The organism is Haladaptatus sp. QDMS2 (assembly GCF_029338295.1).
In the GTDB taxonomy this organism is placed as follows: domain Archaea; phylum Halobacteriota; class Halobacteria; order Halobacteriales; family Halococcaceae; genus QDMS2.
The window spans coordinates 2,723,805-2,747,318 of sequence record NZ_CP119791.1 but is presented as its reverse complement, the minus strand read 5'-3'; the positions used below and the strand labels follow the sequence as shown (position 1 = coordinate 2,747,318).

General features: G+C 63.2%; 21 protein-coding genes. 13 read left to right on the top strand and 8 right to left on the bottom strand.

All coding sequences use genetic code 11. From position 1 onward, the window contains the following. The first annotated feature begins 196 nt into the window (after nucleotides 1–196). Nucleotides 197–1,051, top strand: coding sequence for a sulfurtransferase (locus P1M51_RS14955; RefSeq protein WP_276245965.1), 855 nt, complete (start codon nucleotides 197–199; stop codon nucleotides 1,049–1,051). Nucleotides 1,052–1,130: 79 nt separating this feature from the next. On the opposite strand, the gene P1M51_RS14950 is transcribed toward P1M51_RS14955, so the two are convergent. Beyond that, nucleotides 1,131–2,969: an SLC13 family permease gene (locus tag P1M51_RS14950; protein WP_369685309.1), complete on the bottom strand. Its 1,839-nt coding sequence runs from the start codon at nucleotides 2,967–2,969 to the stop codon at nucleotides 1,131–1,133. Between the two features lie 137 nt (nucleotides 2,970–3,106). Between P1M51_RS14950 and P1M51_RS14945 the strand changes: the two genes are divergently transcribed. The 6 genes from P1M51_RS14945 (at nucleotide 3,107) to P1M51_RS14920 (ending at nucleotide 11,073) form a co-directional block, all read left to right on the top strand. Continuing rightward, complete coding sequence (locus P1M51_RS14945) at nucleotides 3,107–3,736, top strand: rubrerythrin family protein (RefSeq protein ID WP_276245964.1); 630 nt, start codon at nucleotides 3,107–3,109, stop codon at nucleotides 3,734–3,736. 106 nt (nucleotides 3,737–3,842) lie between these two features. Continuing rightward, nucleotides 3,843–3,998, top strand: a complete 156-nt coding sequence (locus P1M51_RS14940) for a hypothetical protein (protein WP_276245963.1) — start codon at nucleotides 3,843–3,845, stop codon at nucleotides 3,996–3,998. Between the two features lie 55 nt (nucleotides 3,999–4,053). Then, on the top strand, nucleotides 4,054–5,364 hold the full coding sequence (locus tag P1M51_RS14935; RefSeq protein ID WP_276245962.1) for an MFS transporter: 1,311 nt from the start codon (nucleotides 4,054–4,056) through the stop codon (nucleotides 5,362–5,364). A 46-nt stretch (nucleotides 5,365–5,410) separates the two neighbouring features. Continuing rightward, nucleotides 5,411–7,456, top strand: a complete 2,046-nt coding sequence (gene uvrB / locus P1M51_RS14930; protein WP_276274667.1) for an excinuclease ABC subunit UvrB — start codon at nucleotides 5,411–5,413, stop codon at nucleotides 7,454–7,456. Between the two features lie 216 nt (nucleotides 7,457–7,672). Then, nucleotides 7,673–10,084: a ribonucleoside-diphosphate reductase subunit alpha gene (locus P1M51_RS14925; protein ID WP_276245960.1), complete on the top strand. Its 2,412-nt coding sequence runs from the start codon at nucleotides 7,673–7,675 to the stop codon at nucleotides 10,082–10,084. Then, entirely contained in the window at nucleotides 10,081–11,073 is a 993-nt protein-coding gene (locus P1M51_RS14920) for a ribonucleotide-diphosphate reductase subunit beta (protein ID WP_276245959.1), read from the top strand. Before P1M51_RS14925 ends, P1M51_RS14920 begins: the two co-directional genes overlap by 4 nt. Here the strand turns inward: P1M51_RS14920 and P1M51_RS14915 are convergent, their stop codons facing one another. The 5 genes from P1M51_RS14915 to P1M51_RS14895 all read right to left on the bottom strand — a co-directional run bounded on the left by P1M51_RS14915 (nucleotide 11,074) and on the right by P1M51_RS14895 (nucleotide 15,477). Beyond that, nucleotides 11,074–11,556 (bottom strand): GNAT family N-acetyltransferase, encoded by a 483-nt coding sequence (locus tag P1M51_RS14915; protein WP_276245958.1) that lies wholly within the window; start codon nucleotides 11,554–11,556, stop codon nucleotides 11,074–11,076. Nucleotides 11,557–11,636: 80 nt separating this feature from the next. Beyond that, nucleotides 11,637–12,143, bottom strand: a complete 507-nt coding sequence (locus P1M51_RS14910) for an acyl-CoA thioesterase (RefSeq protein ID WP_276245957.1) — start codon at nucleotides 12,141–12,143, stop codon at nucleotides 11,637–11,639. Nucleotides 12,144–12,205: 62 nt separating this feature from the next. Next, a complete protein-coding gene (locus P1M51_RS14905) occupies nucleotides 12,206–13,327 on the bottom strand; it encodes an SPFH domain-containing protein (protein ID WP_276245956.1) in 1,122 nt (373 codons plus the stop codon). Nucleotides 13,328–13,371: 44 nt separating this feature from the next. Then, on the bottom strand, nucleotides 13,372–15,108 hold the full coding sequence (locus P1M51_RS14900) for an excinuclease ABC subunit C (protein WP_276274666.1): 1,737 nt from the start codon (nucleotides 15,106–15,108) through the stop codon (nucleotides 13,372–13,374). 90 nt (nucleotides 15,109–15,198) lie between these two features. Next, nucleotides 15,199–15,477, bottom strand: coding sequence for a hypothetical protein (locus P1M51_RS14895; RefSeq protein ID WP_276245954.1), 279 nt, complete (start codon nucleotides 15,475–15,477; stop codon nucleotides 15,199–15,201). A gap of 321 nt (nucleotides 15,478–15,798) precedes the next feature. Here P1M51_RS14895 and P1M51_RS14890 point away from each other — a divergent pair, with 321 nt between their 5' ends. From P1M51_RS14890 to P1M51_RS14875, 4 genes are read left to right on the top strand one after another with little or no spacing between them, the layout of a single operon-like run. Further along, a complete protein-coding gene (locus P1M51_RS14890; protein WP_276245953.1) occupies nucleotides 15,799–16,074 on the top strand; it encodes a hypothetical protein in 276 nt (91 codons plus the stop codon). A 37-nt stretch (nucleotides 16,075–16,111) separates the two neighbouring features. Further along, entirely contained in the window at nucleotides 16,112–17,020 is a 909-nt protein-coding gene (locus P1M51_RS14885) for an ABC transporter ATP-binding protein (RefSeq protein WP_276274665.1), read from the top strand. Continuing rightward, nucleotides 17,017–17,850, top strand: coding sequence for an ABC transporter permease subunit (locus P1M51_RS14880; RefSeq protein WP_276245951.1), 834 nt, complete (start codon nucleotides 17,017–17,019; stop codon nucleotides 17,848–17,850). The genes P1M51_RS14885 and P1M51_RS14880 overlap by 4 nt, the downstream gene beginning before the upstream one ends. A 45-nt stretch (nucleotides 17,851–17,895) precedes the next feature. Beyond that, nucleotides 17,896–18,276, top strand: coding sequence for a MaoC/PaaZ C-terminal domain-containing protein (locus tag P1M51_RS14875; RefSeq protein ID WP_276245950.1), 381 nt, complete (start codon nucleotides 17,896–17,898; stop codon nucleotides 18,274–18,276). Here P1M51_RS14875 and ligA read toward each other — a convergent pair. Then, nucleotides 18,260–20,323, bottom strand: coding sequence for an NAD-dependent DNA ligase LigA (gene ligA / locus P1M51_RS14870; RefSeq protein WP_276274664.1), 2,064 nt, complete (start codon nucleotides 20,321–20,323; stop codon nucleotides 18,260–18,262). The genes P1M51_RS14875 and ligA overlap by 17 nt on opposite strands. Nucleotides 20,324–20,456: 133 nt before the next feature. Here ligA and P1M51_RS14865 point away from each other — a divergent pair, with 133 nt between their 5' ends. After that, nucleotides 20,457–21,629 (top strand): alanine--glyoxylate aminotransferase family protein, encoded by a 1,173-nt coding sequence (locus P1M51_RS14865; protein ID WP_276274663.1) that lies wholly within the window; start codon nucleotides 20,457–20,459, stop codon nucleotides 21,627–21,629. A 91-nt stretch (nucleotides 21,630–21,720) separates the two neighbouring features. Beyond that, nucleotides 21,721–22,089 carry a hypothetical protein gene (locus P1M51_RS14860; RefSeq protein ID WP_276274662.1) on the top strand — a complete coding sequence of 123 codons (369 nt, stop codon included), beginning with the start codon at nucleotides 21,721–21,723 and terminating at the stop codon, nucleotides 22,087–22,089. Here P1M51_RS14860 and P1M51_RS14855 read toward each other — a convergent pair. Then, entirely contained in the window at nucleotides 22,086–23,285 is a 1,200-nt protein-coding gene (locus P1M51_RS14855) for an MFS transporter (RefSeq protein ID WP_276245946.1), read from the bottom strand. The two genes, P1M51_RS14860 and P1M51_RS14855, sit on opposite strands and share 4 nt — an antisense overlap. Between the last annotated feature and the right edge of the window lie 229 nt (nucleotides 23,286–23,514).

The following is a 23,514-nucleotide window of genomic DNA, read 5'->3' as shown; positions in this document are numbered from 1 at the left end:
TTCCGGACTTTCGCGAAGACGCTCTCACAAGCCACCTTTTGTATCCAGACTCGCTGATTGGCTACCAACTGCGTCAGCGCCCGGTTTTTCGCTCGTCGTAGCTCCCGGCAACACTTACGGCGAGGTGGGAGGAGAGGCCGGACCTGCCTTGAGTCATACTACTATGAAGGTGGGTAGCGTAGGGTCTAGCGCAACCATGAGCGATTACGCAAAAGACGTCCTCGTCTCCGCGGACTGGGTGGAGAGTCACCTCGATGAGTTTCAGAGCGACGACTCCGAGTATCGACTGGTGGAAGTCGACGTAGACACGGAAGCCTACGACGAGGCCCACGCGCCGGGCGCAATCGGCTTCAACTGGGAGACTGAACTGCAGGACCAGGTCGAGCGAGACATCCTCCAGAAGGAGGACTTCGAGAACCTGCTCGGCAGCCACGGCATCACCGAGGACTCGACGGTCGTCCTCTACGGTGACAACTCGAACTGGTTCGCCGCCTACACCTACTGGCAGTTCAAGTACTACGGCCACGAGGACGTTCGCCTCCTCAACGGTGGCCGCGACTACTGGGTCGAAAACGACTACCCAACCACCGACGAGGTGCCGTCCTTCAGCGAGCAGACGTACAACGCTCGTGGGCCGTTCGAGGGCATTCGCGCCTACCGCACGGACGTCGAGAAGGCCATCGACCGCGGCGTTCCGCTCGTCGACGTGCGCAGTCCAGAGGAGTTCTCCGGCGAGATTCTCGCCCCGCCAGGCCTTCAGGAGACCGCCCAGCGCGGCGGCCACATCCCCGGTGCGGCTAACATCTCGTGGGCCGCGACGGTCACCGACGACGGCACATTCAAGTCCGCGGACGAACTCCGCGAACTCTACGAGAGCCAGGGCATCAAAAACGACCAGGAGGTCGTCACCTACTGCCGTATCGGCGAGCGCTCCTCGATTGCGTGGTTCGCGCTCTCCGAACTCCTCGGCTACGACAGCGTCGTGAACTACGACGGGTCGTGGACCGAGTGGGGCAACCTCGTGGACGCGCCAATCGAGCGCGGGAACTGAACGCCTTCATCACTACGTTTATTGTGCACAGCATCTCGTAGCGACGCGTCCCGCAACCCACTCGTCGACCCTCACGCGGCTACAAACCCCAGAAGAACGCGATTCCGAGCACCGTTACGAGCGAGAGAAGCACTTGAAGCGGTGCACCCACCCGGAAGTAGTCGGTGAATCGATACCCGCCGGGGCCGTAGACGAGGAGGTTCGTCTGGTAGCCAATCGGTGTCATGAAATCGGCGCTCGCCGCGAAGGTCACCGCGAGGACGAACGCGAACGGGTTCGCACCCACCTGAGCTGCAGTGGAAACGGCGACGGGAATCATCAGGACGACGCTCGCGGTATTGCTGAGGAGCGCGGTCATCAGCGCCGTGACGACGTAAAACACCCACAGAACGCCGATGAGGGGGAGGACGTTGCCGCTCAACGCAACGAGGCCACCGAGGAGGGTGGCTGCGCCCGTCTGTTCGAACGCCATTCCCAGTGGGATGACGCCGGCGAGCAGGAAGATGACGTCCCAATCGACGGCATCGTAAATCTCGTGGGGTCTGAGGATACCGCCGAGAACCATTGCGATGACGCCACCGATTGCCGCGACGAGGATGTCGAGGACGCCGAGTGCGGCGAGGACGACGACGCTGACGACAATCCCAATTGCGAGCGATGTCTTCGATTCGAGAAACTCCCGTTGTGGCGCTTGGGAGACGACGATGATGTCACGGTCGTTCGACAATTTGTCGAGGCTCTCCTCGGTCGCCTGAATCAACAGCGTGTCACCACTTCGGAGGCGAATGTGATTCAACCGTTGTTGGAGGAGTTCACCTCCGCGGCGGATCGCCAGTACGTTCGCGTCGTACCGCTGTCGAAAGGTGGAACTTCGGAGCGATTGCCCCAAGAGCCCGGACCAGGAGGGGAGGATGAGTTCGGCCAGTGTCTGTGACCCCAGGTCAGTCGCAAGCGCTTCGTCGCTGCTGCCGTCTGTCGACCCGAGCGACAGCCCTTTAGTCGCCACGAGCCGTCGAACGATGTCGATGTTCGCTCGGAGGACGAGTTTATCGTTCGCACGAATTCTGACGCTGTCCAACGGCTCGAGGAACGTCTCTCCCTCTCGAATCACCTGGATAACGTCGAAGTCGAACTCTGTGCTGCGAAGCCCCCCTCGGAGACGTTGACCCACCAGCGGTGACGCTTCGTTGACGACGACTTCCGCCAGATACGGCGCGAGGTCGTACTCGGTGACGTAGTTTTCAGCGGGCTTGATGCGTTCTGGAATCAGCCGGTGACCGACGAAGATGAGGTAGATCGCCCCCGTTAAGAACACGAGGACGCCGAGTTTCGTGAACTCAAACATGGAGAATGGGTGGTCGATGAGGCGTGCGGAGACGCTGCTCGCGACCAGGTTTGTCGAAGTGCCGATGAGCGTGAGCATGCCGCCCACCATGGAGGCGTACGAGAGGGGGATGAGGAGTTTCGATGGAGAGGTGCGCCCCTTCTGTGCGAGGTCAGAGACGACGGGAACGAGCATCGCGACGATGGGTGTGTTGTTGATGAATCCTGAAGGGATTCCGGCGACTGTGAGCGTGGCGAGCAGTTGTTTGCGTTCGTCCGTTCCAGCGTACGCCGCCATTCGTGTGCCGAGGCGCTGGACTGCCCCGGTTCGGGTGATGCCCGCGCTCAGTACGAACATCGCGAGGACGGTGATGGTTCCCATGTTGGAGAATCCGGAAATACCCTCTTCGGGCGTGATATTCGTCCAGGAACCGAGGACGATGAGCACGAACATAATGATGAGCGCCGTCACGTCGACGGGGACGCGCTCGCTCACGAACAGGCTGAACGCAAGGAGAGCGATGCCGAAAACGACCAGCATATCCACCGTAAGCGGAGGGAGGTCGCCCCCAACTTGCGTGGCCAGAAGGAGCATTACAGCCCGTACGACAGCAGACGCCATAGTATAGTCGGTCAGTTGTCACATGTGCGGGTCCCTCGCCGGCCAAAGCCCGCGGAGCAGACGTAACCGACACCGATGGATAAATCCGGCGAGCAGTCGTATCGCATGCTATGACTCCAGAGGACTTCCTCGACACCGTCCGAGAGGAGAACAAGACACCGCTCTCACGACTTGGCTCCTCGAAGGCACTCTACGCCGACACGCACGGCGACTTGGACAAGAAACCCGTCCTGAAGGCCGCCGCCACGGCAGAACACACCGCCGCAGAGACGTTCGAGGCATGGGCGGAGTCTGAGGAAAACGACACCGCGCGCGCCGTGTTCGAGGCGGCCGCCGAAGACGAGTACGACCACTACGAGCAGGTCGCTGCAAAACTCGACGACGATGACCTCGGCGACCGCGTCCCGGCGATTCAGACCTACCTCCGCGACCTCGAAGACCCCATCGCCCGCCTCGGCGGGTTCTGCGGGCGCGTTCTCGTCGCCCGGGCGTCGAAGAAGCAACTCGTCGGTTTCTTCGTCGGGAAGGCAGACCCGAAGACTTCCCAGCTGTTCCGTGACCTTTCGAGCGACCTGGACGAGCAGGAAGAACAGGCGGTCGCCGCGCTCGCGGAACTCTGTGACGCAGAGGAGGACTGGGCAACCGCACTCGACGCCGCGAGCGAGGCACTGCAGGCGGCCTACCGAGAGTATACGGAGACGCTCGAAGGCATGGGAGTGAACCCGAAACCGGTCTGCTGACCGGTGCGTTTGGCGGTGACTCGATAGCTCCCCCCACCGTCTTCTACACCGATTCGTCGGTCGTCCAGCACGCAAATTCATTCTTCTCGCCGTCGATTGGTATAGTATGCCACACAACAACCACCACCGGTGCAACCTCTGTGGCCGAGACTTTTCGAACCACGCGACGCTCACGACGCACCTGAAGCGTCGCCATCCGCGTGAGGAAGCCCGCTGGTGGGTCGTGTCGGAACATCCGGAAAATCTCCAATTCGAGTACTGACGGCAACTCTGCCGCTTCGTGAACACTTTTTACGACACTCACTGTCACACCGCACGTGAACTTCTGGTCCGACCCGTCCCGTCGCCGGTGGGTGGTGTGGGGGGCCCTCGCCGTCGCGTTCATCCTCGTGAGTCTCTATCGGCTCTCGACTGCCGTCCTCGCGGACGAGCTGATGCGCGCATTCGACACCACCGGCGCGGGTCTCGGCACGTTGCACGCTGCGTTTTTCTACATCTACGCCGCGCTCCAGTTACCCTCCGGCGTGCTCGTAGACCGCGCTGGTATCAGAAAAACCGCGACCGTCGCCGTCCTCGTCATGAGTATCGGGGCAGTCGCGTTCGCCTTTGCGAACAGTTTCGTCACGGCGTTCGCGAGCCGCGCCCTGCTCGGATTGGGCGCGTCGGTCATCTACATCTCCATCCTCCGATTCGTCGCGAACTGGTATCGGGCGAACGAGTTCGCCACCCTGAACGGCCTGACCGTCGGGGTTTCGGGGCTCGGCGGTATCCTCGCGACGACGCCCCTCGCCATCGTCGTGGCGGGTGTCGGGTGGCGCGATACCATTCTCGTCCTCGGTAGCTTTGGCTTCTTCCTCGCGGTGGCCATCTACGTCCTTGCCCGCGACACGCCGAAGCAAGCGGGCCTCGACCCAATCGACGGCGTTCCGTCCTCGCCCGCCCTCTCGCTCTCTGAAGTCGCGTCGAACCTCGGTGGCGTCCTCAGAGAACGCGAGACGTGGCTCGCGGGGCTGATGTTGTTTTGCATCATCGGCGTCAACATCACGCTGCTCGGCCTGTGGGGCGTCCCCTTCGTCGTCCAGCAGTACGGTCTGACCGTGACCGAGGCGTCGACCTACACGTTGCTCGGGAGCGTCGGTCTCGTCCTCGGCCCGCCCACCTTCGGGTGGATTTCTGACCGCCTCGAAAATCGGACGGCGATTCTCGTCGTCGCGGGATTCGTCTACACTGCCGTCCTCGGCGGCGTCGCACTCTCTGGCACGCCCCCGCTTGCCTTCGTCGCGGCCATGTTCTTCCTCATCGGCTTCCTGATGGGCGGGTTCGCCATCGCCTACACGGTCATCAAGGAGCGCCACGACAGCGCCGCGAGCGGCGTCTCGACGGGGACGGTGAACACCCTTGGCTACATCGGCGCGGCGCTGTTCCCGACGCTGATGGGTGTCATCCTCGACGCCTACTGGACCGGCGAGACGGTGGCCGGGTCGCGCATCTACACCGACGCAGGGTATCGCGTCGCCTTCGCCATCGCCACGGTGGCCGGCGTCATCGCCCTCGTCTGTGCCCTCTCGTTGCACGTCAGGAAGCACGGTTGGGCGGCGCTCACCCCGTCGTTCGACGGCGTTCTCTGAGTGGGCAGGCACACAGGTCAAGTGGCTCGGGGCCCAACACCGGCCAATGAGTGATTCCGGTCCGTTGTCCCCAGACCAACCGGGAAAGGGGCGACCGTTTCGGGTGGAAGCGCCGTTCGACCCTGCGGGTGACCAGCCCGAAGCAATCGAGCAACTCGCGGCAGGGTTTCGCGAGGGAATGGACCGCCAGACCCTGCTCGGCGTGACGGGGTCGGGGAAGACGAACACGGTGAGCTGGGTGATAGAGGAGATACAGAAGCCGACGCTCGTCATCGCCCACAACAAGACCCTCGCCGCCCAGTTGTACGAAGAGTTCAAGAACCTCTTTCCGGACAACGCAGTCGAGTATTTCGTTTCGTACTACGACTACTACCAGCCAGAGGCGTACATCGAGCAGACGGACACCTACATTGACAAGGACGCCTCCATCAACGAGGAAATCGACCGCCTGCGCCACTCGGCGACGCGCTCGCTGCTGACCCGCGACGACGTCATCGTGGTCGCCTCCGTCTCCGCCATCTACGGCCTCGGTGACCCGCGCAACTACGAATCGATGGCGCTGCGCTTAGAGCAGGGTCAGCAAATCGACCGCGACGAGGTGCTAAAACGCCTCGTGGACCTGAACTACGACCGCAACGACGTCGACTTCACGAACGGGACGTTCCGCGTCCGCGGCGACACCCTCGAAGTGTTCCCGATGTACGGCCGGTTCGCCGTCCGCATCGAGTTCTGGGGCGACGAAATCGACCGGATGTTGAAGGTGGACACCCTGGAGGGTGGGGTCAAAAGCGAGGAACCGGCCGTCCTCGTCCACCCTGCAGAGCACTATTCGATTCCAGAACAGCGTCTGGAACAGGCCATCGAGGAAATCGAGGACCTCCTCGAAGACCGCATCAACTACTTCCAGCGCAAGGGCGACCTCATCGCCGCCCAGCGCATCGAAGAGCGCACGACGTTCGACTTAGAGATGATGCGCGAGACGGGGTACTGCTCCGGCATCGAGAACTACTCGGTCCACCTCGACAACCGGCAGGTGGGCGACCCGCCGTACACGCTGCTCGACTACTTCCCCGACGACTTCCTGACCGTCATCGACGAATCCCACGTCACGCTCCCACAGATTAAGGGTCAGTTCGCGGGTGACAAATCGCGAAAGGACTCGCTGGTTGGCAACGGATTCCGTCTCCCGACGGCCTACGACAACCGGCCGCTCACCTTCGAAGAGTTCCAGGAGAAGACCGACCAGACGCTGTACGTGAGTGCGACGCCGGCAGACTATGAGCGTGAACACTCGGCGCAAATCGTCGAACAAATCGTTCGTCCGACGCATCTCGTGGACCCGAAGGTGGAGATTTCACCGGCGGGGGGACAGGTCGAAGACCTACTCGACCGAATCGCAGAGCGCGTCGAGCGCGAGGAGCGCGTCCTCGTGACGACGCTCACGAAACGCATGGCAGAAGACCTCACCGAATACTTCGAGGAGGCTGGCGTGGCGGTCGAGTACATGCACGACGAGACGGATACGCTGGAGCGCCACGAGTTGATTCGCGGCCTGCGCCTCGGCGAGTTCGACGTGCTCGTCGGCATCAATCTGCTGCGCGAGGGCCTCGACATTCCTGAAGTCTCGCTAGTCGCCGTCCTCGACGCAGACCAGCAGGGCTTCCTCCGGTCTTCGACGACGCTCATCCAGACGATGGGACGCGCTGCCCGCAACGTCAACGGCGAGGTCATCCTCTACGCCGACGACACGACCGATGCGATGCGGACGGCCATCGACGAGACCCAGCGCCGTCGGCAGATTCAGACCGAGTTCAACGAGGAACACGGCTTCGAACCCCAGACTATCCAGAAGGAAGTCGGGAAGACGAGTCTCCCCGGGAGCAAGAAGAAACAGCGCAACGTCGCCCGCGTGACTCCGGAGACGGACGACGAGGCGTTGGACCTCATCTACGAACTCGAAGACCGGATGCAGGAGGCGGCGGACAACTTGGAGTTCGAACTGGCCGCCGACATCCGGGACCGCATCCAGAAACTCAGAAAGGAGTTCGATCTCGACGCAGACGACGGAGTCCCGGCCCCCGGCGAAGCCTGAGGTTCGCACGATTTTTCCACGACCGTTGCCCGGATACACGTCGAGTTGCACTCACGGCCTCTTAATACAACTAAATTTGTTTTATTGAAACCAATATTGGAAAGGTTTAACCGCGATGGCGGAGCACGACTGCATACACCGCGGCCGAGGCCGCTCTCGGTTTCGAGCGGCGCTCTGCGCCGGCTCTGAGTGGCAACGCTCGGCTGAAATCTATCCATGAGTTACCAACAATCCAACTCACAGACCGACTCGGTACAGACGATACTCGACCGTGCATCGGGGAGCGTCGAGGGGTCGCTCGCACCCGACGTGCGCAACGAACTCGTCTCTGAAATCGAACGCACCCTCTACGACGGGACGTCGCGCGAAGAACTGTTTGAGGCCGTCGTCCAGTCGCTCACTGCTCGCATCGAGCGCGACCCCCTGTTCGACCGCCTCGCGGCCGCCGTATTTCGCCGTGGGTACTACGAACGTCTGCTCGGCACACCGCTCTCCGACGACGTGGATAGGGCGTATCGCGACCACTTCAAGGCGAGCATCCGCGAGGGCGTGGACAGCGGCCTGCTCGACGCCCGAATGGGCGAGTACGACCTTGACGAACTCGCAGACTGTCTCGTCCCGTCACGCGACGACCGACTGGACTATATGGCAATGGAGACGCTCGTCCAGCGGTACTTCCTGCGCCCAGAGACGGACGAACAACCGCTCGAACTCCCCCAGACGTTCTGGATGCGCGTGGCGATGGGTCTCGCGTTGAACGAGGACGAACAGCGACGAATCGACCACGCCGTCGATTTCTACGACGTCCTCTCATCGCTCGACTTCGTCACCTCGACACCGACGCTGTTCCACGCCGGAACTGCCCATCCACAGCTTTCGTCGTGTTATCTCACCACCGTTCGCGACGATTTGGACGACATCTTCGACGCCTACAAACAGCACGCGAATCTCTCGAAGTGGTCCGGGGGCCTCGGCAACGACTGGACGAATCTCCGGGCAGCGGGAGCACTCATCGAGAGCACGGGCGTCGAATCCACCGGCGTCGTCCCGTTCCTCAAGATTTCGAACGACGTGACGGCGGCCATCAACCGCTCGGGAAAGCGTCGCGGCGCGGCCTGCGCCTATCTCGAATGCTGGCATCTCGACTTCCCGGCGTTCGTCGATTTGCGCCGGAACACGGGCGATGAGCGCCGTCGCACCCACGACATGAACACCGCCGCGTGGATTCCAGACCTGTTCATGGAGCGCGTCCAGGCCGACGAGCAGTGGACGCTCTTTTCTCCCGACGAGGTGCCCGACCTCCACGAAACCTACGGTCAGGAGTTCACAGAGAAGTACCGTGAGTACGAGCGCCGTGCCGAGGCGGGCGAGTTTCGCCAGTACGAGCAGGTCGCCGCGAAAGACCTCTGGCGGAAACTGCTCACCCGGCTGTTCGAGACGGGTCACCCCTGGATTACGTTCAAAGACCCGTGTAATGTCCGGTCGCCACAGGACCACGCCGGCGTGGTGAACTCCTCGAATCTGTGTACCGAAATCACGCTCAACACGAACGCGGAGGAAACGGCCGTCTGCAATCTCGGCTCGGTAAATCTCTCTCGACACGTCACCGGAGGCGGCCTCGACCGCGAGAAACTCGCCGACACCGTCGAGACAGCGATGCGAATGCTCGACAACGTGGTCGACCTGAACTTCTACCCGACCGAGGAAGCAGAGCGGTCGAACCTGCGCCATCGACCTGTCGGCCTCGGCGTCATGGGCTTTCACGCTGCTCTCCTCGAACAGGACATCCCGTTCGCCTCCGAACGAGCGGTCGTCTTCGCGGACGAAGCCCAGGAGTTCGTCTCCTACCACGCGATTCTCGGGTCGTCGAAACTCGCCGCAGAACGCGGTTCGTACGACTCCTACGAGGGGTCGAAGTGGTCACGTGGAATCTTCCCACAGGACACCATCGACCTGCTCGAAGCCGAACGCTACCGGGAGATTCCCCTCGACGTGACCGAACGTCTCGACTGGAACGAACTCCGTGACCACGTCGCCGACCACGGGATGCGCAACTCGAATACGATGGCGGTCGCTCCCACCGCGACGATTTCGACGATTGCGGGGACGACGCCCTCCATCGAACCAATCTACTCGAATCTCTACGTCAAGTCGAACATGAGCGGGGAGTTCACCGTCGTAAACGAGTCCCTCGTCGCCGACCTGAAAGCTGCGGGTCTCTGGGATGCGGGCATGGTGGACCGAATCAAGTACCACGACGGCTCGATTCAAGAGATTCGAGACATCCCCGCGGAACTTCGCGAGAAACACCGCGGCGCGTTCGAAATCGACCCGCGCCACCAGTTGCGCCTCACCGCCCAGCGAGGCGTCTGGATCGACCAGAGCCAGAGCCACAACGTCTTCTTCCCGGCCACCGACGGCAAACTCTTAGACGACATCTACACCACCGCCTGGGAACTCGGCCTGAAGACGACCTATTACCTCAGAACGCTCGGCGCGAGTCAAATCGAGAAGTCCACCCTCGACCTAGATGAATACGGGAAGACCCAGACCCGCGGCGAGCAATCGAACACAGACGAGGGAGACCTCTGTCGCGTCTCCGACCCGACCTGCGAGTCCTGCCAATGACGCTCCTCGATACCACCACCGAACACGACCCGAACAAGATTCTGCCAATCGATTACGGGTGGGCCCGCGAGTACTACAAGGCGGGCGTCGCGAACAACTGGACGCCAGAAGAGGTTCCGATGCAGGACGACGTGTTCCAGTGGCAAAACGGGAAATTGAGCGACGAGGAACGCCGCCTCGTCGAGTGGAACATGGGATTTTTCTCGACGGCGGAATCGCTCACCGCGAACAACATCGTCCTCGCCCTCTACGAGTACGTGACTGCCCCCGAGTGTCGCCAGTACCTCCTTCGGCAAGCCTACGAGGAGGCCATCCACACGGACACGTTCATCTACTGCTGTGACTCGCTCGGCCTCGACCCCGAGTACATCTACGGAATGTACGACCGTATTCCCTCCATCGCTGAGAAAGACGAATTCGTGGTCGAACTCACGCAGGTGGTGGACGACCCGACTTTCACCATCGAGACGGACGACGACGTGCGAGCGTTCTTACGCGACCTCGTCGGCTTCTACGTCATCATGGAAGGCATCTTCTTCTACGCTGGGTTTGCGATGATGCTCGCCCTCAAGCGACAGGGGAAGATGGTCGGCATCGGCGAGCAGTTCGAGTACATCATGCGCGACGAGTCGGTCCACCTCGCCTTCGGCGTGGACCTCGTAAACGAGATTCGCCGCGAGCATCCGGGCGTCTGGACCGAGGAGTTCGATGCGGAGGTGACCGACCTCATCGTCGAGGCCGTGGAACTCGAACAGATATACGCCCGCGAGGCCTGTCCGGACGCGATTCTCGGGATGAACGCGGAACAGTTCGCAGAATACGTCGAGTACATCGCAGACCGTCGATTGCAACAACTGGACTTAGAAAAGCAGTTCCACACTGACAACCCCTTCCCGTGGATGTCGGAGGCGGTCGACCTGAACAAGGAGAAGAACTTCTTCGAAACGAAGGTCACGGAGTACCAGAGCGGTGGGTCGCTCGACTGGTAACTAAACCGCCCGTGAGTACACCGACTCTGCCACTTCCTGGTCGGCCATCGTCACGCTGCCCGACCCCGACTTTCGAAAGCCCATTCGCGTAAACAGCGTCTCCGCCATTTCATCGCCGTCCACGACGATGGCTCGCATCTCGGCCACGCCGTCGTCGCGCAGGTCGTCGCGGAATCGCTCGTAGAGTCGGTAGCCGATACCCTCGTCCCAGCGGTCGGGATGCGTGTAGAGGCGGACGATGTCTCCCTCGTTCGCGGTCGAGACGCCGTGGCAGAACGCGACGACCCCGCCATCGTCGGCGACGAGAAAGTCGGTTTCCCGTTGGTCGATGAGGGTTCGAAGCGCGTCGGGCGCGTACCATTCTTCGACCGTCCGAGTGATGGTGTCCTCGTCCAGAATGTCGTCGTAGGTCGCCTTCCACGCGGCGTAGGCGACGTCTCTGATGGCGTCGAAGTCGGCTTCTGTGGCGCGTCGTATCTCCATACAGTCCTGTCGTCATCGGGTGGCTTGAGATGGACAGAAAGACGGGTTATATGAAGTTATCGCCAGTCCAGTTGCGTCCGTCATTCGAGTGCGGCCGCGAGTTCCATCCGACGCGCCCGCCGCTGTTCGAGCGCGAGGTCGCGCAGCCCTTCTTGCTTCGTCGTCGGACAGTCGAGGTCGGGAACCGTGGCCGGCTGTTCGGCCTCGTCGAGGGCGACGAAGGTAAAAAACGAGGTTGCCGTCTGCTGGCACTCACCCTCGCTCGGGCGTTCTGCGGAAACGTTCACCTTCACGTCCATGCTCGTCCGACCGGTGTCGAAGACGTAGGCTTCGAGCGTGACGATGTCTCCGAGGTCGATAGCCCCCGTGAAATCGACGTGGTCCATCGACGCGGTGACGACCTGCCCCTCGCAGAAGCGTCGCGCTGCAATCGCCCCGCAGATGTCCATCCAGTGGAGGACAGAGCCACCGAGGGCGCGGCCGAGATTGTTCGTATCGTTCGGCATCAGAATCTCGCTCATCTCCGTGAACGAAGCGTCGAGCGTGGTCGTACCCGTGGCCGTCGTCGTGGCGTCGTCCGAAGCCATACGCACACGTCCCGGTGGAACTGCATAAAACAACTGAAATTGTCTTATTGAAAATTAAATTGCTACTCGGCTTCGACTTCTTCGGGCACCGTATTCGCCTCCGCCACTTCTACCTGCTTCAGAATCTCGTCGATGTCGTCCAGCCCGAGCAACTCGCGGGTCTCTGCGTCGAACGCCTGACTCAGAAGTTCCTCGCCGTTCGCGCTCACGTCGCTCCCGGTGAGGTGCTTGCCGTAGCGGCCGACCAGCGAGGTCAGTTCCTGTGGCATGATGTAGGTAGTGGAGGGGCTCGTCCCGATGGCTTCGAGCGATTCCAGTCCCTTGTCGAGGACGGCCCGCTCGCCCATCGCCTCCGCGGCGCGTGCCCGGAGCGTCGTCGCGATGGAGTCACCCTGCGCTTCTAACATCTGGGCCTGCTTTTCACCCTGTGCGCGGATGACCGAGGAGTCTTTCTCACCCTGAGCGCGCTCGATGGAACTGCGCCGTTCACCCTGCGCTTCGAGAATCATCGCGCGGCGGCGACGTTCTGCCGAGGTTTGTTCTTCCATCGCGGCGACCACGTCGCGACTCGGCGTGATGTTCTGGACCTCCACCGCCTCGACGCGGATGCCCCACGCGTCGGTGGGCCCTTCCAGTTCGCGGCGGATGCGGTCGTTTATCTCGCGACGCCGCGAGAGCGTGTCGTCGAGTTCCATGTCACCCAACACAGCGCGCAGCGTCGTCTGGGCGAGGTTCGAAGTGGCGCGCATGTAGTCGTCCACTTCGAGGAACGCCCGCTTTGCATCGGTCACTCTGAGGTAGAGGACCGCGTTCGCGATGACCGGCGAGTTGTCGCGGGTGATGGCTTCCTGCTCTGGAACGTCCATCGTCTGGGTCCGCATGTCGAACGCGTAGGTCTCGGAGACGAACGGCGGGACGAATCGGATACCGGGACCGAGCAGGTCGCGGAACTCACCGAAGACGGTGAGCGCCTGCTTTTCGTAGGCCTGGACGATGACGACGGACTTCGCGACGATGATGGCCGCCCCGGCGAGGGCGAGGAGGCCGAGAATCGCGATTCCGTCGAGAACCGAGAGGAGGACCAGGAACAGAACCACGGCGGCGGCGAGCGCGACTACACGACCCAGACCGCCCCCGTCTGCGCCTCTCGAGAGCTTTCCGAGTTGGTAGAAGAAGCTATCCATACGGTCACTTCTCAGTACCCCGAGTTAATTGTTAGCCTCGTTGACTATTGGAGGCGACGGCGTATCTGCTCGGCCCGCGACGCACCGACGCCGGCCACCGACTGCAACTCGCTCACCGAGGCGGCCCGGATGCCATCGACGCTTCCGAACCGTCGCAGGAGTCGCTTTCGCAGCTCCGGACCGACCCCGGGGATGTCGTCGAGGACGGTCTTCACCTCGTCGCGGAGCGTCTGGTGGTACTGGACCGCAAAGCGGTGGGACTCGTCGCGCACGCGCTGGAGGAGGTGCAGCTGCGGTGCCTTCGAGGGCCAGTCGTAGGTCCCCTCGGAGGTAATCACGAGTTCTTCTGCCTTCGCAAGAGCGATGGCTGGTACGTCCCACCCGACTTCCGAGAGTGCCTCGCGGGCGGCATTCAACTGCCCTTCGCCCCCGTCGATGAGCAGGAGGTCGGGGTCCGGGCGGTCGTCTCGACCCTCCACGGCGCGTTCTGCCCGCCAGCGAATCAGGTCACGCATGTTCGCGTAGTCGTCGTTCGTGTCGGTGAGCTTCTTCCGCCGGTAGTCGGCCTTCGCTGCCGACCCGTCCACGAACGTCACGTTGCTCCCGACGACGGCCTTCCCCTGGGCGTGGCTCACGTCGAACCCCTCGATGCGACGAATTCGACCCATGCCAAGGGCGTCGCCGAGTGCCCGACCCTCGTCGGTTGCCGGCGACCGCCGGGCGTTTTTGAGCGCCAAATCGACGAGCGTCGCCTCGCGGCCCGCGCCCGGTACGCGGGCGGAGACCCCTTCGGCTTCCAGCCATCGGTCGATTTCCGGGTCGTCGTGGCGCTCTGGCAGCAAGATGGCGTCGGGCAACTCTCGCTCGGCGTAAAACTGCGGGATGAACGCAGCGAGCACGGCAGCGACCCGTTCCTCGCCACCCTCGGGGGCGTCCATAGTGTACTGCTTGCGGTCGACGAGTTGGCCGCGCTCGCTGTGCAGGCGGGCCACCGTCGCCGTCTCGCCCTCGATGACGACGCCGAGCACGTCCACGACCATCTCGCTCCCCGATTTGGCGACGACGTCACCGCCGCCCCCGTGAAACCGACGGGCCGCGTCGAGGCGGTCGCGCAGATTCGCCGCCCGCTCGAACTCCTGATTGGCGGCGGCGCGTTCCATCTCGGCCTCGAGCGGTTCCGTGAGTATGCCGCTCTCGCCTTCGAAAAAGCGGACGACAGCATCCACGTCGGCGACGTAGGCTCCCTTCCCGATTTCGCCGGTGCAGGGGGCAGTACACAGCCCGATGTTGAAGTCGATGCAAGGGCGAGTGCGCCCGGCGAATTTGTGGTCAGAACAGCCCCGGATACCGTAGGTCTCACGGATGGCCTTCACCACTTCGTCCACCCGGCGACGGTTCGTGTACGGGCCGAAGACGGTCGCGCCCTGCTCGGGGTCGCGGGTCACTTCGATGCGCGGGTACTCGTGGCCCGTGAGCTGGACGAGTGGATATGACTTGTCGTCTTTCAGCCGGACGTTGTACTTCGGCTGGTGGCGCTTGATGAGGTTCGCTTCGAGCAACAGCGCCTGCGTCTCCGTGTCAGTGACGGCGTAGTCGACGGTCTCTGCGCGTTCGACCATCTGTCCGATGCGAAAACTGCGTGGGTCGGCGTACGACCGCACCCGACTGCGTAAGTCGACCGCTTTCCCGACGTAGAGCGTGGTGTCGCCCTCCAGGAACTGGTAGACCCCCGGCTCGCTGGGGAGGGATGTCGCCTGCTCCCGAAGGGCGGCCGCGTCCATACCCCTCGTATCGCCCGGAGACGGTTGAACGTAACGCGCGGCCTCCGCCTCACTCCCCTCCCCCGAACGCTCCTCGCTTCCCCGCCGTCCCTACGTCTCCTCTGTTGTTTCTGTCGTCTCCTCCTCGGTAGTTCCTGTCGTCCCGTTGACCGTGGTCGTCTCGTTGCCCATCGTCGTAGTTTCGTTGTCCATGGTCGTCGTCTCGTTCATCGTCGTAGTGGTCTCGCTGGTCGTTTCTTCGCTCGTGGTTTCGGTCATCTCCTCGCTGGTCGTCTCACCGATGGTCGTCTGTTCGGTCGTCGTCGTGTTGTTCGCCGACCCGCCGGGGCCGGTACAGCCGGCAACCGCGGCGATCGCGGTGCCACACACCGTGCCCACGACGGCGCGTCTAGTCCACGTGCGCGATCCTGTGTCCGTGTGTTCCCCACTCCTCGATTGGTTCATGGTTTGCACCTGTCCAATCTGGTGACCGCAGGATAAGGGTGTACGACCGTTTTACCACCGTTTCAGCCCGTTTCATTCGTTTCCACAAGCATATCGTTTCTGGTGCGTTGAAAGCGATATTTAACGGCTCGGCGAACCGGACGCTCACCGAGGTCGAAGTGTCGGACGAACGTCGTATCCTGCGCGTCCGCGACCGGCGACCGGTCCCGCCAGATTAAACGTATCCACTCCCTAACGGGGCCGTAGATGTCACCTGACACGGACGATTCCCTGCGCCTCTGGCTGGTCCATCGCACCTACGACGACAAGGGACTCATCTCGCTCGTCTACGCCACCGAAGACGGCGCGCGGTACCTGCCGAAAGAACGCTCGACGGCCGCCCTCGGGCGTATTCCGACCACCGCCGCCATCAGCGCCGACCCGGCAAACGTGTATGACGTAGCCGACGAGGAGACGCGCGAACGCTACGAGAAAGAGGCCGCGCGGATGGCCGAGCGCCACGACCCGGACGACGAAGTCTGACCCAACACTTTTCACCGAAAGCGCGGAAGCGCCACGTATGGCCGCCATCGAACTGGCCAACGTCACCAAGCGATACGACGACGTGGCCGCCCTGAAAACCCTCGACCTGACGGTCGAGCGCGGCGAAATCTATGGCTTTCTCGGCCCGAACGGGGCGGGAAAGTCCACCACCATCAACCTCCTGCTCGACTTCATCCGCCCGACGGCGGGGACGGTTACCGTCCTCGGCCACGACGCGCAGGCCGAAAGCCTCGCGGTTCGCCAGCAGACGGGCGTCCTCCCCGAAGGCTTCTCGATGTACAACCGTTTGACCGGCCGCAAGCACGTCGAGTTCGCCATCGAATCGAAGGAGGCGAGCGACGACCCCGACGCACTCCTCCGACGAGTCGGCCTCGAAGGCGAGGGCGACCGGAAAGCGGGTGGGTACTCGAAGGGGATGCGCCAGCGACTGGCACTCGCGATGGCCATCGCTGGCAGCCCCGAACTGCTCATCCTGGACGAACCATCGACCGGCCTCGACCCGAACGGGGCCCGCGAGATGCGTCGCATCATCACCGAAGAACGCGACCGCGGCGCGACCGTGTTCTTCTCCAGTCATATTTTAGAACAGGTCGAAGCCATCTGTGACCGCGTTGGGATTCTCCGGAAGGGCGAACTCGTCGCCGAGGACACGCTCTCTGCGCTCAGAGACGAGACCGGCGCGGGGACGACGCTCGTCATCACCGTCGCCGCACTTCCTGACGGCGCGCTCGACGCCGTCCGTTCGCTGCCGGGCGTGCTCGACGTATCTCACGAGGACGACACGGTCACAGTCGCCTGCGAGGACGGGACGAAGACGCGCGTCCTCACCACGCTCGAAGACAACGGCGCGACCGTGACCGACTTCTCGACGAAAGAGGCGTCGCTCGAAGACCTGTTCGCCTCGTACACGGAGGTTTCGGCGTGACCGCCGTCACCGTCGCGAAGAAGGACTTCGCGGACGCCATCCGTTCGAAAGTCCTCATCGCGCTCGCCACGGTATTCGTCCTCTTCGCCGTCGGTGCGGCGTACGTCTTCGCCGAATACATCGCGCCGACCGCCGGGAACAGAGCACTCTCTACCGTCGGCCTCATCGTCTTCCTGCTCGGGCCAGTCGGCACACTCGTCCCACTCACGGGGCTGCTGGTCGGGTACAAGGCAATCGTCGGAGAACGCGAGAGCGGGAGTCTGAAGTTCCTGCTCGCGCTCCCACACACCCGCCGAGACGTGGTTCTCGGGAAACTGCTCGGTCGTTCTGGCGTCCTCGCGACGGCCATCCTCGCCGGGTTCGTCCTCGCGGCCGTCGTCGTGGTCGTGCTCTACAGTTCGTTCTCCGCGTCGGCGTTCGTCGGCTTCACCCTGCTCACGCTCCTGTTCGGCGTCGTGTTCGTGAGCGTCGGCGTCGGCATCTCCGGCGCGACCGGCTCTGCGTCGAAGGCCACGGCACTCGTGTTCGCCTTCTTCGTCCTCTTCGAGTTCGTCTGGGGGTTCATCCCGTCGCTGCTCCTCTACGCGATTGAAGGAGTGTTTTTCACCCCGAATCCGCCTGACTGGTACCTGTTCATTGCGAACATCAGTCCGAGTTCGGCCTACAGCAACGCGATTGGCCTGGTGCTTCCGGCGAACGCGGGCATCCAGTCCGCTGGAAACGTGCCGTCGGTATTCATGGAACCGTGGTTCGGCCTGCTCGTCCTGCTCGTCTGGGCCGCCGTCCCTCTCGCGATTGGCTACTATCGCTTCGAGAACGCCGACCTCTGAGGCGCACAACACCTTTCTTTCCCGCCTTCGTGGCCTCCGCCACTGATGCAGCTCGAAGAAGGCGAGACCTACACGCACCAGCGTCGCTTCATGCACGAGGACGTCCACCAGTTCGGCGAGATTAGCGGTGACGACCAGCCCCGCCACACCGAACCCGACGAGGAGGGCAGACTCATGGCTCAGGGCCTGCTCACCGCTACCCTCCCCACCAAACTCGGCGGCGACATCAACTTCCTCGCGCACACGATGGAGTTTCGGTTTCGCCGACCCGTCTTCACCGGCGAAACCATCACCTGCGAGATGGTTCTCGACACCATCGACGAGCGAGAAGACCGCTACAATATCGACGCGACCACGACGTGTACGAACGAGGCGGACGAAGTCGTCCTCTCGGGAGACATCTCGGGGCTCATCTGGAAGCAGTGACGCCCTTTGTTTCGAGCAGGTCCCAGAACGCTTTCTCGTCGAGAATCGGCACGTCGTTTTCCTCCGCATCGTTCGTTTTACTCGCGCCCGGATTCTCCCCGGCGACGAGGTAGTCGGTGTTCCCGGAGACGCTTCCTGTGGCGTTCGCCCCGTGTTGCTGGACGAGTTCCTGTGCCTCGCCGCGAGTCATCTCCGAGAGACTGCCGGTGAACACGAAGGTGAGACCGTCGAGTTCGTTTCCGGCGGCCGTCTCTGCCGTCTCGGGTTCGACACCGCGCTCGCGTAACTGCTCGATGACGCGGCGGTTCTCCTCGGAGTCGAAGAAGGCGTGGATGTCACTGGCGACCGTCGGACCGACGTCCGGCACGTCCTGTAACGCTGCTTCACTTGCTTCCATGACGGCGTCGAGGGTTCCGAACTCTCGGGCGAGCGACCGAGCCGTGGTCGGCCCGACCGACGGGATGCCGAGTCCGACGAGGAAGTCAGCGAGGGCGGGCTGTTTTGCGGCGTCGAGTTCCGCGAGCAGGTTGTCCGCGCTCTTCTCGCCCCACCCCTCGAGTTCAACCAGGTCCTCCCGCGAGAGGGTGTAGAGGTCGGCGATGGTCTCGATGAGGTCGGCGTCGATGAGTTGAACCACCTTCTCTGCGCCGAGACCCTCGATGTCGAGTGCGCTCCGACTGGCGTAGTGCTGGACGGCGCGTTCGAGTTGGGCGCGGCAGGCGAACCCGCCGGTACAGAACGCGAGTGGCCCCTCGCGCTCGACCGGACTGTCACAGACAGGGCAGGTGTCTGGGTACTCGAAGTGTCCCTCGGAGTGTTTCTCGACAACTTCCGAGACGTACGGAATCACGTCTCCGGCGCGCTCGACGCGGATCTCGTCGCCCACGTTCACGTTCAGCGACTCGATTTCGCCGGGGTTGTGGAGGGTCGCTCTGGAGACGGTGACCCCCGACACGTCCACCGGGTCGAGCAGGGCGACGGGCGTCAGGCGGCCGGTTCTGCCCACCTGCACGACGATGTCGGCGATGCGCGTCTGCTCGGTTCGCGCCGGGAACTTGTAGGCGTAGGCCCACCGCGGGGCTCGCGACGTGGAGCCAAGTTCCGCACATGCCGCGAGGTCGTTCACCTTGATGACCGTCCCGTCGATTTCGTAGTTCAGGTCGTCTCGGGCCGCCTGCAGGTCGTCTCGATACCCGATTGCGCCGTCGATGTCGGGCACGCGTTTCGACCGGGCGGATGATTTGAGGCCCCACTCGGGAAGCAAATCGTGTTGCTCCTCGTGGGTTTCGAACTCGCGGCTCGATTCGAGCACGCCGAAGAAGAAACAGTCGAGGGGTCGCTGTGCGGTAATCTGCGGGTCGAGTTGGCGGAGCGTCCCTGCCGCCGCGTTTCGGGGGTTGGCGAAGGGGTCGTCTCCGGCCTCGATGCGCTCGCGGTTGTGCGCCTGGAAGGCGTCTCGGGGCATGAACACCTCGCCGCGCACGACGAGGGTGTCGGGGTGATCACCGTGGAGCCGCTGGGGGACAGATCGAATGGTTCGCACGTTCGCGGTCACGTCCTCGCCCGTGACGCCGTCGCCGCGGGTGGCTGCCCGAACGTAGCGCCCGTCCTCGTAGACGACTTCGACCGAGAGGCCGTCGAACTTCGGTTCGCAGAAGTAGGCCACCTCACCGACCGCGTTCCGGACGCGCTGGTCGAAAGCGCGCACGTCGGTCTCCTCGCCGGAGGAGTCGATGGACTTCATCGGGGCGACGTGTTCGACGGTTTCGAGTTCGTCGAGCGGTTCCTCGCCCACCCGGCGGGTCGGACTGTCTTCCGCCCAGAGGTCGAAGGCGTCCTCTAAGTCCTGGAGGCGGCTGAACAGCGCGTCGTAGACCCGGTCTGCGATGAGTGGTTGGTTTTCGACGTAGTACCGTCGGTCGTGATTTCGGATGGCCTCGCGAAGCAATTCGACCTCCTCGGCTGCTTCGTCCTCGCTCAGGTCGGCGAGGGGGCGAAACTCGGTTTCGGGGTCGTCGAGATAGGGATTGTCGTCGCCGTCGGTCATTACCGACGCTTCGGTCGCCCGGTGCTAAAATCTCCGGGGCACGGCGCCGACAGTCGCGTGTGAACATGCCTGAACACTGGCGAGACTTGGCCAAACCCACAGGGGTTATCTGTTGGGCCTCGAAGTGGGAGATATGTCGGAGGAGTTCCTCCTGCTGAACCCAGGACCAGTCCCGATAACCGACGCCGTGCGACGAGCCATGGATGGGTCTATGGTCTCTCACCGCTCGGCCGAGTTCGAAGCGACCTACGCCCGCGCGCAGTCCGGGCTCGACTACATCTTCGAATGTTCGACGCTCGACGGGTCCTGTACGTCCGCGGGAGGAACGAGCCTCATTCTGAACGGCACGGCGACGATGGGCATGGAAGCCGCCGTCGCGAACCTCACCCACGACGACAGCGAGGTCGTCGCGCTCGTAAACGGCAAGTTCGGTCGTCGGTTCAAGCGCATCGCAGACCGCCACGCGCAGGTTTCGGCCGTCGAAGTCGACTGGGGTGAATCGTTCGACCTCGACGCCGTCGCCGACGTCATCACCGACGAGACGGACGTGGTGACGATGGTTCACAACGAAACCTCGACGGGGATTCTGAACCCGGTCGAGCAGGTCGGCGAACTCGTCGCCGCCGCGGACGCTCGCTTCGTCGTGGACGGCGTCACCAGCATCGGCGGCGACGAGTTCAAAATCGACGACTGGAACGTCGATATCGCCATCACCGACTCCCAGAAGGCGCTCGCCGCACCGCCCGGCGTGAGCGCGATGTACGTCGCAGACCGCGCCGTCGAGCATCTGGACGGCGAAAGCGCTCCCTTCTACGAGGACCTGGAGTGGCATCTGCGCAAGGCCGACTCCCATCAGACGCCGTTTACGAGCGCCGTCCCGCTGTTTCGGGCGCTCGCGGTCGCCGTCGAACAAATCGAAGACGAGACGATGTCGACGCGCATCGCCCGCCACCGCCGTCAGTCGGCCGCCTTCCGCGCCGGATTCGAGGCGATGGGTCTCTCGCTGTTCGCCGCACTCAACGACGACTCGAGCTACTCGAACACGCTCACCGCCGTCTCGCTACCCGAGAGCATCAAAGAATCGCCGAGCGATTTCTTCGACGCCGTCAAAGAGCGCAACGTCTCCATCAGCGGCGGGCAGGCCCACCTCGGCGGGCGTATCTTCCGCGTCTCGAACATGGGGAACTTAGATGACGACCAGATTCTCCGAGGCATTCGGACGGTCGGCGAGGCTATGAACGACGCCGGATTCGACGCCGACACGGAAGCCGGACTCGACGCGGCTCGCGCCGAACTGGACGGCTGAACACGCGGCTCTTTTACCTGGGTTGGTTGTGCGAACACGTCGTCCACCCGCCTGCCACTTACCTCTCGACCGTCCACAGGCCCGGACGCAAATGGCCGACAAGAAATTCGCGATTCTCCTGAACGCGGACAAAAAGAGCATCGGACCCGCAGCGAACGGCATTGAGTACGCGCTGGACTTAGACGACGCCGGGTACACCGCAGAAGTCTACTTCGACGGCGCGGCGACCGAGTGGCCCGCCGTCCTCGATGAAAAGCCGGACAACCCGGTGAACACGTACTACGACGAGGCACGAGAGCGCGGCCTCATCGCTGGTGCGTGTGGCTACTGTGCAAACGCCTTCGGCGTCTACGACGACGTCGAAGTGGCGGGCGTCGAACTCCTCGGCGGACGGGAAAACCACGGCCCGGACGTGGGCGAACTCGTCTCCGGGGGCTACGAACTCATCACGGTCGGCTAATCTGCGTCGGGTTCCGCGCCGAACAGCGATTTTTTCTCCAGGTTCAGTCGCACGAACACCGGTAGCGCGACCAGTGCGACGACGATTTCGAGGCCACCAGCGACGAGGAAGGCGGCGAGGAAGCCGTAGGTGTCCGCGACGGCCCCGCCGACCACGATGCCGGTGAGGAAGCCGATACTCCCGAAGATGTTGAACCCGCCCATGGCGATGCCGCGTTCGGTGTCCCGCGAGAGGTCGTTTACGAGCGCCATCGTCGCCGGGGCCATGAGCGCGCCGAGGATGCCGACGACGACCATTCCAGCGCGGGCGGCGTCCAGCGTCGGAACGACGCCGACGGCGATGACGGCCACGCCGTAGAGGCCCGACCCGACGACGACCGGCCCGACCCGGCCGATGCGGTCAGAGAGGATGCCGAAGGGATACTGGAGCAGGGCGAACGGGACGAAAAACAGCGCGAGGATGAGACCGGTCTGGGCGGCGTCGAGGCCGAAGGCCGTCCGGAAGTAGAACGTCCCGACGAGGGCGAAAAAGCCCGCCGTCAGGCGGTCGATGAAGCCGAAGGCGTAGGGCAGGAGGAGGACGGGTTTCGCGCGGAGACCGGCGAGAGCCGCGGCGAGGCCGTCGTGATTCTTCGGGGCGCGGTCGGTGACGAATATCGTGAGGAAGGCGACCACGGTGAGGAGGCCGCTCGCCAGATAGAGCGGCGCGAGCGGGTCAATTGTCGTGAGCCGGCCGCCGAGCGGTGCGCCGAGTGCGGTGCCGAGGCCGATGGCGATGCCCGCAGCACCCATGTTCTTGCCGTGACCGCCGTCTAAGTCCATGAGCATTGTCATCGCGAGCGAGAAGGCGGCGATGGTGACGGCTCCCTGGAGGAATCGGAGGACGAGCACCGCGCCGAAGGCGGAGACGCCCACGACCGGAAGCGACGCGAGCAGGGCGTAGCCGACGGCTCCGCCGAGTGCGCCGAGCGCGATGTAGGGGGCTCTGCGGCCGGTGGCGTCGCTCAGCGTGCCCCAGAGGCCGGCGAACAGCACGAAGCCGAGGAACTCGGCGGTGAGAAACCACATCCCAGCGTCGAGGCTGGTAGTCGCGCCGAGCGCGGCGAGCAGGTCCGGGACGCCAGGGTACAGGAGGACCTGGGCGAACAGGACGACGAATACCACGAGCGCGAGGCGAAATCGGTCGGACCCGACCATACGAGTAGGAAGCACCTGTACGGGCTAAACCTCTGTGCTTGGCGAATAATGAGCCATTCACCGCCAAAAGACGCACTCCGGACATTCTCAATAGAGTGACTATCAGGCGCGTTAGTTGCTCTGTAACTCTCTCGAAACTCAGTGAGCAAGAAGAACTCCCCGCGGAGGAAGTCGTCTACCCGATTTCAGAAGTGCGTTCCCAGCGCACCATCGTCTGCTCGCAGCTTCC